Here is an 11,800-nt window from a genome sequence, read left to right on the forward strand (position 1 = left end):
TAATCCGTCCAGGATGTTTATGTGCCATTTTTGTACTGTTGTTAAAGCTTAAAGTCAATTTTTCTCCATCTTTGTGTGCACTTGTTATGATTTTTCTCATGAAAATCGTTAAAAATCTGTTCTATGTAGCATAATTTGTTACACCAATTGTATTAGAATGTTGCTCGCCGTATATTGGCAAAGAAAATTTTAGTTAAATCCTTATAAATTCGGGGCTAGAAACAAAGAGTGAGGTTTGTTGCTGGATTCCGTTTGTTAACAAATCGTTTACAATTATCTGGGTGGTTACTCGCGATATTTGTTAAGTAGATGTTAACTTTTGTACGTTTGGAAGCTGAAATTGGTTATAACAATAAATGCTCAATGGAGCTGAGTGAGCAAGCCCGTGAAAGAAAGAAAGTCAAGACCTGTTAATTTAGATTTACAGACCATCCACTTTCCTATCACAGCAATCGCATCCATCCTACACCGTGTGTCTGGGGTAATTACGTTTGTTGCGGTGGGTATATTACTGTGGTTACTATCCATTTCTCTGTCATCCCCAATGGGTTTTATGGAAGCCGCTGACATCGTCGATAGCTTCTTCGTAAAATTCATCCTGTGGGGAATTCTTACTGCACTTGCCTACCACATCGCAGGTGGTATCCGTCACTTATTGATGGATCTAGGTCACTTTGAAGAACTAGATTCAGGCACGATGAGCGCTAAAGTCGCGTTTGGTGCAACAGCAGTATTATCATTATTGGCGGGGATCTTGGTATGGTAAAACACGTATCTTCATTTGGTCGTAATGGTGTACACGATTTCCTACTAATTCGTGCAACTGCAATCATTATGACGCTATACACGATTTATCTGATTAGCTTCTGTGCATTTTCAGATATCTCTTACGCATCTTGGACCCAATTCTTTGGTGGTACCTTCACTAAAGTATTCACCATGTTGGCACTTGTCTCGATCCTGATTCACGCTTGGGTTGGTTTGTGGCAGGTATTAACTGATTACATTAAGTGCGCGAAACTACGTGGCGCACTACAACTTGGTGTTATTGCCGTGCTATTCGGCTATGTCTTCTCTGGTCTATTTATTCTGTGGGGTGCGTAAGTGTCTATTCCAGTTCGTGAGTTTGATGCCGTAGTAATCGGCGCTGGTGGTGCAGGTATGCGCGCTGCACTACAAATTTCAGAACAAGGCCTATCATGTGCTTTGTTGTCAAAAGTATTTCCAACACGTTCTCATACTGTGTCTGCACAGGGTGGCATTACTGTTGCTCTGGGTAACTCGCACAAAGACGATTGGCAATGGCACATGTACGATACCGTTAAAGGTTCCGACTACATCGGTGACCAGAACGCGATTGAATACATGTGTAAAAATGGTCCTGAGTCAGTTATCGAGCTTGAAAAAATGGGTCTGCCATTCTCTCGTTTCGATAACGGTACCATCTACCAACGTCCATTCGGTGGTCAATCTAAAGAGTTTGGTGGTGAGCAGGCTGCTCGTACAGCCGCTGCTGCAGACCGTACTGGTCACGCACTTCTTCACACGCTTTACCAGCAAAACGTAAAACACAAAACAACCATCTTCTCGGAGTGGTACGCTTTAGATCTTGTGAAAAACCAAGACGGCGCAATCATGGGTTGTACTGCGATTTGTATGGAAACGGGTGAAATCTGTTACTTCAAATCAAAAGCAACCATTCTAGCTACAGGTGGTGCAGGTCGTATTTACGCATCGACCACTAACGCGCACATCAACACGGGTGATGGCGTTGGTATGGCACTTCGCGCAGGCGTTCCAATGCAAGACATGGAAATGTGGCAGTTCCACCCAACAGGTATTGCTGGCGCGGGTGTTCTAGTGACGGAAGGTTGTCGTGGTGAAGGTGGTTACCTTCTAAATAAAGATGGTGAACGCTTCATGGAGCGCTACGCACCAAACGCGAAAGACCTTGCTGGTCGTGACGTGGTTGCTCGTTCAATGATGATTGAAATTCGTGAAGGCCGCGGCTGTGATGGTCCTTGGGGTCCACATATCAAGTTGAAACTTGATCACCTTGGTAAAGAAGTACTTGAATCACGTCTACCAGGTATCTGTGAACTGTCTCGTACATTTGCACACGTTGACCCAGTGAAAGAGCCAATTCCAGTAATTCCAACTTGTCACTACATGATGGGTGGTGTACCTACTCAAGTCTCTGGCCAAGCAATTAAGCAGAAGGCCGACGGTAGCGAGATGGAAGTACAAGGCCTTTACGCATGTGGTGAGATTGCTTCTGTATCGGTACACGGTGCTAACCGTCTGGGTGGCAACTCATTACTAGACTTGGTCGTATTTGGTCGTGCCACTGGCTTGCACCTTGGCGAAACGCTAGCAGCGCAAGCAGAAGCTCGTCCTGCAACAGAATCTGATATTGAAGCGTCTCTAGCGCGTACTATGCGTTGGGAAAACAGCACTGGTGGTGAAGATCCAGTTCAGATTCGTAAAGACCTACAAGCATGCATGCAAAACAGCTTCTCGGTATTCCGTGAAGGCGATGCGATGGCAACCGGTCTAGAAGAGTTGAAAGTGATTCGCGAACGTTTGAAAGACGCGCATCTAGCGGACAAGTCTTCAGAGTTCAACACGCAGCGTATCGAGTGTCTAGAACTTGATAACCTGATGGAAACCGCGTTTTCAACTGCCGTTGCAGCGAACTACCGTACAGAGAGTCGTGGCGCACATGCTCGTTTCGATTTCCCTGAGCGTGATGATGAGAACTGGCTATGTCACTCTATCTACAATCCGGAAACAGAAGCGATGACTAAGCGTGATGTAAACATGACGCCAACGCATCGTGAAGCTTTCCCGCCGAAAGTACGTACATACTAAAGGGAGGATACGACTATGAAATTAAACTTCTCTTTATACCGTTACAATCCGGATGTGGATACTAAGCCTTACATGAAAGAGTATACCCTTGAGGTAGACGAAGGCTCAGACATGATGGTGCTTGATGCATTGATTCTGCTAAAAGAGCAAGATCCAAGCATCGCTTTCCGTCGCTCATGCCGTGAAGGGGTGTGTGGTTCTGATGGTTTGAATATGAATGGTAAAAACGGCCTAGCGTGTATCACACCGTTATCTGCTCTACAAGGCGATAAGATAGTTATTCGTCCACTACCAGGGTTACCTGTCGTGCGCGATCTTATCGTTGACATGACGCAGTTCTATGATAACTATGCGAAAGTTAAACCATTCTTGATTGATGATGGTGCATTACCACCATCACGTGAGAACCTACAATCGCCTGATGATCGTGCGCATTTAGATGGATTGTACGAATGTATCATGTGTGCATGTTGTACAACGTCTTGCCCATCATTCTGGTGGAACCCTGATAAATTCATCGGCCCAGCTGGTCTTCTCGCAGCGTACCGTTGGCTAATTGATAGCCGCGATACGGCAACAGATGAACGTTTGTCTGATCTTGATGATGCATTTAGCGTTTTTCGTTGCCATGGCATCATGAATTGTGTAAGTGTTTGTCCTAAGGGATTAAATCCGACGAAAGCCATCGGTCACATTAAGTCGATGTTGGTTAATCGTTCGGTTTAATTTACTCGCTCTTAGGAGTGTCGCAGTGTTGCGGATCACCCGATATGACCGCTTCACTGCTTCAGTAATATTCGAGTAAAGAATACAAAAATTGCCGACCGTATTTTTAGTCGGCTCTTATAGCTCGGCAAAGACCGAAGCAAACGTGAAAACTACTGGTTAAGGGAAAATATGCACAACGGCGTGATGAAGGCATGGCTCGAGTCTTCACACTTGGCTGGCGCCAATGCAACGTATGTAGAGGACCTCTACGAACTGTATCTAAGTGATCCCGATCTGGTAAGTGAGGAGTGGAAACGTGTTTTTGAAGGCTTACCTAAGCCATCAGAAGAAGTGGCAGAACAACCACATTCACGTGTCCGTGACTACTTCCGACGACTCGCTAGAGAAACAAAGCATTACAATGTCCAAGTTAGTGACCCAGATGTCGATGCAAAACAAGTAAAAGTTCTACAGCTAATCAACGCATACCGTTTCCGCGGGCATGAAGCTGCAGAATTAGACCCACTAGGTCTATGGCAACGCCCAACAGTGGCGGAGTTAGACCCTGCTTTTCATAATCTTACCGAAGATGACTTCGAAGAAACTTTCAACGTAGGTTCTTTTGCTGTTGGGCAAGAAACCATGAAGTTGAAAGATATCTATGAAGCCCTCAACAAAACTTATTGCGGTTCCATCGGTGCTGAATACATGCACATGACTGACACAGAGCAAAAGCGTTGGATTCAGCAACGCCTTGAGTCTGTCGTAGGCCAGCCATCATTCAACAAAGATGAGAAGCGCACATTCCTAGAAGAGCTAACAGCCGCTGAAGGTTTGGAGCGTTACCTCGGGGCGAAATTCCCAGGTGCAAAACGTTTCTCTTTAGAAGGTGGTGATGCGTTGATTCCGATGACGAAAGAGTTGATTCGTCATGCGGGTACAAGTGGAATGCGTGAAGTGGTTATCGGTATGGCTCACCGCGGTCGTTTGAACATGCTGGTGAACGTACTTGGTAAGAAACCTCAAGACCTGTTTGATGAGTTCGCCGGTAAACACGACGAAACTTGGGGGACGGGTGATGTGAAATATCACCAAGGTTTCTCTGCTGATTTTGCGACTCCAGGCGGTGATGTTCACTTAGCGCTTGCATTTAACCCATCACACCTAGAAATCGTAAACCCGGTAGTCATGGGCTCAGTTCGAGCACGTCAAGACCGCTTGGGTGATAATCAAGGTAGCAAAGTGCTTCCTATCACCATCCACGGTGATTCAGCAATCGCTGGTCAGGGTGTGGTTGCCGAAACGTTCAACATGTCTCTTGCTCGTGGGTTCCAAGTTGGTGGTACGGTACGTATCGTCATCAACAACCAAGTAGGCTTTACGACGTCTAATCCTCGTGACACGCGTTCTACGATGTACTGTACCGATATCGCGAAGATGGTGCAGGCGCCAATTTTCCATGTAAATGCCGATGACCCAGAAGCAGTTGCTTTTGTTACTCGCATTGCATTGGATTACCGTAACGAGTTCAAGCGCGATGTCGTGATCGATCTTGTATGTTACCGTCGCCACGGTCACAATGAGGCGGATGAGCCAAATGCGACTCAGCCTTTGATGTACCAGAAAATCAAAAAGCATCCTACACCACGCAAATTGTATGCAGATGTTCTGATCGATAAAAATGAATCAGATATCGAGACAGCGACTCAGTTAGTCAATGAGTATCGCGATGCATTAGATCGCGGTGAAGTGGTTGTTAAAGAATGGCGTCCAATGGCGTTGCACTCTGTAGACTGGTCCCCTTACTTAGGGCACGAATGGGATATGGAGTGGGATTCAAAATACGACAAGACACGCCTTATTGAGCTAGGCAATCGTCTGTGTCAGTACCCAGAAAGCCATAAACTGCAAAGCCGTGTTAATAAGCTATACAACGATCGTCTAGCAATGATGACCGGTGAAAAAGCTATTGACTGGGGTATGGCTGAAACATTGGCATATGCTACATTGGTTGACGATGGCAAGCGTATTCGTCTTTCTGGTCAGGACTCGGGTCGTGGTACTTTCTTCCACCGTCACTCGGTTCTTCATAACCAAACCGATGCAAGCACTTACATTCCATTAGCGAATATTCATGACAACCAAGGGCCATTCCAAGTCTTTGACTCAGTATTGTCAGAAGAAGCTGTGTTGGCGTTTGAATACGGTTACGCAACAGCCGAACCAGGTGGTTTAACTATCTGGGAAGCACAGTTTGGTGATTTTGCCAACGGTGCACAAGTTGTTATCGACCAGTTTATCTCGTCAGGCGAGCAAAAGTGGGCGCGTTTGTGCGGTCTTACTATGCTTCTACCTCATGGTTATGAAGGTCAAGGTCCTGAGCACTCATCTGCACGTTTAGAGCGTTACCTTCAGCTTTGTGCTGAGCAAAATATGCAGGTTGTGGTTCCTTCAACACCGGCTCAGGTGTACCACATGATTCGTCGTCAGGTTGTACGCCCAATGCGTCGACCTCTCATTGTTATGTCACCGAAATCTTTGCTGCGCCACCCTCTATGTACTTCAACGATTGAAGACTTGGCGGATGGTACATTCCAATCTGCAATTCCAGAAGTAGATGATTTAGAACCAAGCAAAGTGAAACGTGTCGTGTTCTGTGCTGGTAAGGTTTACTTTGACCTACTAGAGCAGCGCCGTAACAACGAGCAAGACGATGTTGCTATCGTGCGTATTGAACAGCTTTACCCATTCCCAATGGAAGAAGTACAAACAGCAATTGCTCAATACACTAACGTTGAAGACTTCGTGTGGTGTCAGGAAGAACCTCAGAACCAAGGTGCTTGGTACTGTAGCCAACATAACTTCCGTGCCGCTATTCCTGCAGGTGCAAATCTTAAATACGCAGGTCGCCCAGCTTCTGCTTCGCCAGCAGTTGGCTACATGTCGGTGCACTTGAAACAACAAAAAGCGTTGGTTGAAGACGCTCTGAACGTGAACTCAAAAACTTCGAATTAAGAACTAGAAGTTAAAGGAAGAAACAGATATGACAATTGAAATTCTGGTTCCAGATTTACCTGAATCAGTTGCTGATGCAACCGTAGCGACATGGCACAAACAACCGGGCGACGCAGTAGAGCGTGACGAGGTTTTGGTTGACATCGAAACAGACAAAGTTGTGCTAGAAGTTCCAGCTCCGGAAGCTGGCGTTTTAGAAGCTATTGTTGAAGCAGAAGGTGCGACAGTACTTTCTAAACAAATCATTGCTAAATTGAAGCCAGGCGCAGTTGCAGGTGAACCAACTGCAGACAAAACAGAAGGTACTGAAGCATCTCCTGATAAGCGTCACAAAGCTGCGCTTAGCGAAGAAAGTAATGACGCACTAAGCCCAGCAGTGCGCCGTTTATTGGCTGAACATGGCTTAGAAGCAAGCCAAGTGAAAGGCACTGGTGTTGGTGGTCGTATTACGCGCGAAGATATTGAAGCGCATCTTGCGAACGCTAAATCTGCGTCAAAAGAAGACTCGCCAGCAGTGGTTGACGTGCCGGCAGCGGCTCGCAGTCAGAAGCGTGTTCCAATGACTCGCCTTCGTAAGACAGTCGCTAACCGTCTGCTAGAAGCGAAGAACAACACGGCAATGCTAACGACGTTTAACGAAGTGAACATGAAACCAATCATGGACCTTCGTAAGCAGTACAAAGATCAGTTCGAAGAGCGTCACGGTATTCGTTTGGGCTTCATGTCTTTCTACGTGAAAGCAGTAACAGAAGCGCTTAAGCGTTACCCAGAAGTAAATGCTTCGATTGATGGCGATGACATTGTTTACCACAACTACTTCGACATTAGCATGGCGGTATCAACTCCACGTGGTCTAGTTACACCTGTCCTAAAAGACTGTGACAAGCTTGGTTTCGCTGATGTTGAAAAAGGCATCAAAGAGCTGGCTATTAAAGGTCGTGATGGCAAGCTAACGGTAGACGAGCTAATGGGCGGTAACTTCACTATCACAAACGGTGGTGTGTTCGGTTCACTAATGTCTACACCAATCATCAACCCACCTCAATCAGCGATTCTTGGTATGCATAAGATCCAAGAGCGTCCGATGGCAGTGGATGGCAAAGTTGAAATCTTGCCGATGATGTACCTAGCGTTATCTTACGATCACCGCCTAATTGATGGTCGTGAATCAGTTGGCTTCCTAGTAACGATTAAAGAGTTACTAGAGGACCCAGCACGTCTCCTATTAGACGTTTAATATCGCTAAAACGTCTAGTTATCGTAGGTAGCTAGACGTTAAAAATTTCAATGGCTAGACTAGCTCAACGTTTGGCCTTCATTTGAATCCTTCAGTATGAGAACTCATGATGAAGGATTGATTTGAGAAGACCCTACAGACGTACAAGCAGCCAAGACTGCAGCGTTATGGAAATAATAAATCCCTTAAGGGAAAAACAAACGGAATATCGAAATGAATTTGCATGAATACCAAGCCAAACAGCTGTTTGCAGAATTCGGTTTGCCTGTGCCAGAAGGCTACGCGTGTGATACACCACAAGAAGCTTTTGAAGCCGCAGGCCGTATTAGTACAGCCAAGAAAGTAGTTAAATGTCAGGTTCACGCTGGTGGCCGTGGTAAAGCGGGTGGCGTAGAGCTACACGATACAAAAGAAGGCGTTAAAGAGTTTGCACAGAAGTGGTTAGGTAAAAACCTAGTGACTTACCAAACTGACGCTAACGGTCAGCCAGTAACAAAAATCCTTGTTGAAGAAGCTTCAAATATTGCGAACGAACTATACCTAGGTGCGGTAGTTGACCGTGCTAGCCGTAAGATCGTTTTCATGGCTTCTACCGAAGGTGGTGTGGAAATTGAAAAAGTTGCGGAAGAAACGCCGGAACTCATCCACAAAGCAGCAATTGACCCACTAGTAGGTCCACAAGCTTACCAAGGTCGTGAGCTAGCGTTCAAACTTGGTCTTGAAGGCGACCAAATCAAACAATTCGTTAAGATCTTTATGGGTCTTGGCACTATGTTTTCTCAGTACGATCTTGCTCTGCTAGAGATCAACCCACTTGTGATTACTGGTGAAGGCAACTTGCTATGTCTTGACGGTAAGATCAACATCGACTCAAACGCACTGTATCGTCAGCCTAAGCTTCGTGAAATGCACGATCCTTCACAAGAAGATGAGCGTGAAGCACACGCAGCTCAGTGGGAGCTGAACTACGTAGCACTAGACGGTAACGTTGGCTGTATGGTTAACGGTGCAGGCCTAGCAATGGGTACGATGGATATCGTAAACCTACACGGCGGCAAACCAGCTAACTTCTTAGATGTAGGTGGCGGCGCGACGAAAGAGCGTGTTGCTGAAGCATTCAAGATCATCCTATCTGATGACAATGTGAAAGCGGTACTTGTTAACATCTTCGGTGGTATTGTACGTTGTGACATGATCGCAGAAGGTATTATCGGCGCGGTTAAAGAGGTAGGCGTAAGCGTACCTGTTGTTGTTCGTCTTGAAGGCACTAACGCTGACCTAGGTCGCGAAGTTCTTGCTAATTCTGATGTTGATATCATTGCTGCTGAGTCGCTAACTGATGCTGCTCAGAAAGTTGTTGCTGCTGCGGAGGCTAAATAATGTCTGTATTAATTAACAAAGACACTAAAGTAATCTGTCAGGGGTTCACTGGTGGTCAAGGTACTTTCCACTCAGAGCAAGCTATCGCATACGGTACGCAAATGGTTGGCGGTGTGTCTCCAGGTAAAGGTGGCCAAACTCACCTAGGTCTTCCTGTATTCAACACAGTTCGTGAAGCAGTAGAAGCGACTGGCGCAACAGCGACAGTCATCTACGTACCAGCACCTTTCTGTAAAGATGCAATCCTAGAAGCGATTGACGCGGGTATCGAGCTAATCGTAACGATTACTGAAGGTATCCCTACTACAGATATGATCGACGTAAAAGTGAAGCTAGAAGAAACTGGCGTTCGCATGATTGGTCCTAACTGTCCGGGCGTTATCACTCCTGATGAGTGTAAGATCGGTATCATGCCTGGTCACATCCACAAGAAAGGCAAAGTAGGTATTGTATCTCGTAGCGGTACTCTAACTTACGAAGCAGTTAAACAAACCACTGACGAAGGTTTCGGCCAGTCTACTTGTGTTGGTATCGGTGGTGACCCAATCCCGGGTTCAAACTTCATTGATATCCTAAAACTGTTCCAAGAAGACCCTGAGACAGAAGCGATCGTTATGATCGGTGAGATCGGTGGTACTGCAGAAGAAGAAGCAGCAGCATACATTAAAGAAAATGTAACGAAGCCAGTGGTTTCTTACATTGCTGGTGTAACTGCGCCTCCTGGTAAGCGTATGGGCCATGCTGGTGCGATTATCTCTGGTGGTAAAGGTACTGCTGAAGACAAATTTGCTGCACTAGAAGCGGCTGGCGTTAAAACTGTGAAATCTCTAGCAGAGATTGGCCAAGGTCTACGTGAAGTGACGGGTTGGTAATCGACCACACTACTTAATAAGTATTAAAAAGCCTGCGATTTCGCAGGCTTTTCTTTTTCCGTTTCCGTGGATTTATGTTTGTTGTTAGCAAGGTCTTTCGCGTTTAATGCTCAATGCGATTATGCTTTGCTTTTAATCAGCTGGCTCAGCATAAATAAGGATGTTGCGCTGATCACTACGGAAGGGCCGGCCGGTGTATCGAAGTGCCATGATAGGCTAAGCCCCATCAGTACTGCCACTGAGCCAATAATGGATGCGAACAATGCCATTTGCTCTGGTGATGAAGAGACTTTACGTGCTGTTGCTGCTGGGATAATTAGGAGCGAAGTCATGATCAACGCGCCAACGAACTTCATACCTACTGCGATTACTACACCCACCATTAGCATTAACACCAATCTAACTAAGTCTGTATTCACGCCCTCAACAGCGGCAAGTTCTTCACTAACAGTACTAGAAAGCAGTGGGCGCCAGAAGACGTACAAACACGCACTTACCGCAACAACACCTGCGTAAATAAACATCAGATCTTGTGGAGAGACGGCAAGTAAGTCCCCAAATAGGTAGCTCATTAAATCGACGCGCACGTTTTCCAAAAAGCTAACCGATACTAAACCGATAGAGAGTGCACTGTGTGCCAAGATACCTAACAACGTGTCTGTAGCCACAAGTTGTTGCTTTTGCAGAGTGACAAGCAAAACGGCCAGAGCTAAACAGCAGACGAGTAGGGCAAGGTAGAGATTTACATTGAGCAAAAAACCCAGCGCTAGGCCCATTAATGATGCATGAGCTAGGGTATCTCCGAAGTAAGCCATTTTACGCCAAACGACAAATGACCCAAGCGGACCGGCAATGATCGCGATACCAATACCAGCAAGAATAGAAGGTAGGAGAAACTCAATCATGATGGTGATGTCCGTGTTTATGGTGGGAGCATGATATCGCATCACCGCTTACTGGCGTTCCGGATAAATCGTGATGATGATGCTCATGGTCGTGATGATAAAACGCGAGAGACTCTCTCGCAGCATTGCCAAATAGTGCGATGTAAGAAGGGTGCTGAGTAATAGTGGCAGGTGAACCTGAGCAGCAAACATGGTGATGCAGACAAATAACATCGTCCGTTTTCGCCATCACTAAATGTAAGTCATGCGACACCATAAATACGCCACAATCAAAGCGGTGACGAATGCTCTCAATTAAGTCATAGAGATCGATTTGACCTTGGATATCCACACCCTGAGCTGGTTCGTCTAATACCAACAGCTGAGGACGCTGAAGCAGAGCGCGCGCCAGTAACACTCGTTGGTTTTCACCACCGGATAAGCGATGCATATTACTATTAAGTAAATGTTCAGCGCCAACAAGCCTTAATGCATCAATGCACTCCTGCTTACTGTATTTTCCTGCTAAATTTAGGAAGCGGGTTACATTCAATGGAAGGGAGTCATTGAGCTTCAACTTTTGAGGAACGTAACCAATTTTCAGTTTTCTTTGTCGGTTCAACTTGCCGCTAGTTGGCTTTTGAAGACCTAAGATAACTTTGACTAACGTTGATTTTCCCGCTCCATTGGGACCAATTAGGGTAGTTATTTTGCCCTTTTCTAATTCCATACTAATGTTATCGAGAACTCTGCGGCCATCGAACTCGACGCATAACTGCTCAAGATGGACTAAGGAAGACATGAATGAAACTCATTTGCAAATCAATAATGTT

10 protein-coding genes are annotated in these 11,800 nt (G+C 45.8%); 8 read left to right on the top strand and 2 right to left on the bottom strand.

Annotation, left to right across the window (positions count from 1 at the left end; all coding sequences use genetic code 11):
* Nucleotides 1–373 precede the first annotated feature (373 nt).
* The 8 genes from sdhC to sucD all read left to right on the top strand — a co-directional run bounded on the left by sdhC (nt 374) and on the right by sucD (nt 10,083).
* Nucleotides 374–766, top strand: coding sequence for a succinate dehydrogenase cytochrome b556 subunit (sdhC, locus tag R7F67_RS13175; protein ID WP_017634811.1), 393 nt, complete (start codon nt 374–376; stop codon nt 764–766).
* Nucleotides 760–1,104: a succinate dehydrogenase, hydrophobic membrane anchor protein gene (gene sdhD, locus R7F67_RS13180; protein WP_005382169.1), complete on the top strand. Its 345-nt coding sequence runs from the start codon at nt 760–762 to the stop codon at nt 1,102–1,104. The genes sdhC and sdhD overlap by 7 nt, the downstream gene beginning before the upstream one ends.
* Entirely contained in the window at nt 1,105–2,871 is a 1,767-nt protein-coding gene (gene sdhA / locus R7F67_RS13185) for a succinate dehydrogenase flavoprotein subunit (RefSeq protein WP_005382172.1), read from the top strand.
* A gap of 15 nt (nt 2,872–2,886) precedes the next feature.
* Nucleotides 2,887–3,597 carry a succinate dehydrogenase iron-sulfur subunit gene (locus R7F67_RS13190; RefSeq protein WP_005382174.1) on the top strand — a complete coding sequence of 237 codons (711 nt, stop codon included), beginning with the start codon at nt 2,887–2,889 and terminating at the stop codon, nt 3,595–3,597.
* 171 nt (nt 3,598–3,768) lie between these two features.
* On the top strand, nt 3,769–6,594 hold the full coding sequence (gene sucA / locus R7F67_RS13195) for a 2-oxoglutarate dehydrogenase E1 component (protein WP_017634810.1): 2,826 nt from the start codon (nt 3,769–3,771) through the stop codon (nt 6,592–6,594).
* Nucleotides 6,595–6,622: 28 nt separating this feature from the next.
* Nucleotides 6,623–7,831, top strand: coding sequence for a 2-oxoglutarate dehydrogenase complex dihydrolipoyllysine-residue succinyltransferase (odhB, locus tag R7F67_RS13200; RefSeq protein WP_005382177.1), 1,209 nt, complete (start codon nt 6,623–6,625; stop codon nt 7,829–7,831).
* 213 nt (nt 7,832–8,044) lie between these two features.
* On the top strand, nt 8,045–9,211 hold the full coding sequence (gene sucC, locus R7F67_RS13205; RefSeq protein WP_005382179.1) for an ADP-forming succinate--CoA ligase subunit beta: 1,167 nt from the start codon (nt 8,045–8,047) through the stop codon (nt 9,209–9,211).
* Nucleotides 9,211–10,083 (top strand): succinate--CoA ligase subunit alpha, encoded by an 873-nt coding sequence (gene sucD / locus R7F67_RS13210; protein ID WP_005382181.1) that lies wholly within the window; start codon nt 9,211–9,213, stop codon nt 10,081–10,083. Before sucC ends, sucD begins: the two co-directional genes overlap by 1 nt.
* Before the next feature lie 119 nt (nt 10,084–10,202).
* On the opposite strand, the gene znuB is transcribed toward sucD, so the two are convergent.
* Nucleotides 10,203–10,988 carry a zinc ABC transporter permease subunit ZnuB gene (gene znuB, locus R7F67_RS13215; protein WP_005382183.1) on the bottom strand — a complete coding sequence of 262 codons (786 nt, stop codon included), beginning with the start codon at nt 10,986–10,988 and terminating at the stop codon, nt 10,203–10,205.
* The gene (gene znuC, locus R7F67_RS13220; protein ID WP_017634809.1) at nt 10,981–11,769 is read right to left on the bottom strand and encodes a zinc ABC transporter ATP-binding protein ZnuC; all 789 of its coding nucleotides are present in this window, start codon (nt 11,767–11,769) and stop codon (nt 10,981–10,983) included. The genes znuB and znuC overlap by 8 nt, the downstream gene beginning before the upstream one ends.
* Nucleotides 11,770–11,800 lie beyond the last annotated feature (31 nt).

The sequence above is a fragment of the Vibrio sp. YT-17 genome, assembly GCF_033337375.1.
GTDB lineage: Bacteria > Pseudomonadota > Gammaproteobacteria > Enterobacterales > Vibrionaceae > Vibrio > Vibrio alginolyticus.

Bases quoted from the DNA above. Each gene is read 5' to 3' on its own strand.
- sucC (WP_005382179.1), top strand. From the start codon at position 8,045: ATGAATTTGCATGAATACCAAGCCAAACAGCTGTTTGCAGAATTCGGT.
- R7F67_RS13190 (WP_005382174.1), top strand. From the start codon at position 2,887: ATGAAATTAAACTTCTCTTTATACCGTTACAATCCGGATGTGGATACT.
- znuC (WP_017634809.1), bottom strand. From the start codon at position 11,769: ATGTCTTCCTTAGTCCATCTTGAGCAGTTATGCGTCGAGTTCGATGGC.
- sucA (WP_017634810.1), top strand. From the start codon at position 3,769: ATGCACAACGGCGTGATGAAGGCATGGCTCGAGTCTTCACACTTGGCT.
- znuB (WP_005382183.1), bottom strand. From the start codon at position 10,988: ATGATTGAGTTTCTCCTACCTTCTATTCTTGCTGGTATTGGTATCGCG.
- sdhD (WP_005382169.1), top strand. From the start codon at position 760: ATGGTAAAACACGTATCTTCATTTGGTCGTAATGGTGTACACGATTTC.
- sucD (WP_005382181.1), top strand. From the start codon at position 9,211: ATGTCTGTATTAATTAACAAAGACACTAAAGTAATCTGTCAGGGGTTC.
- odhB (WP_005382177.1), top strand. From the start codon at position 6,623: ATGACAATTGAAATTCTGGTTCCAGATTTACCTGAATCAGTTGCTGAT.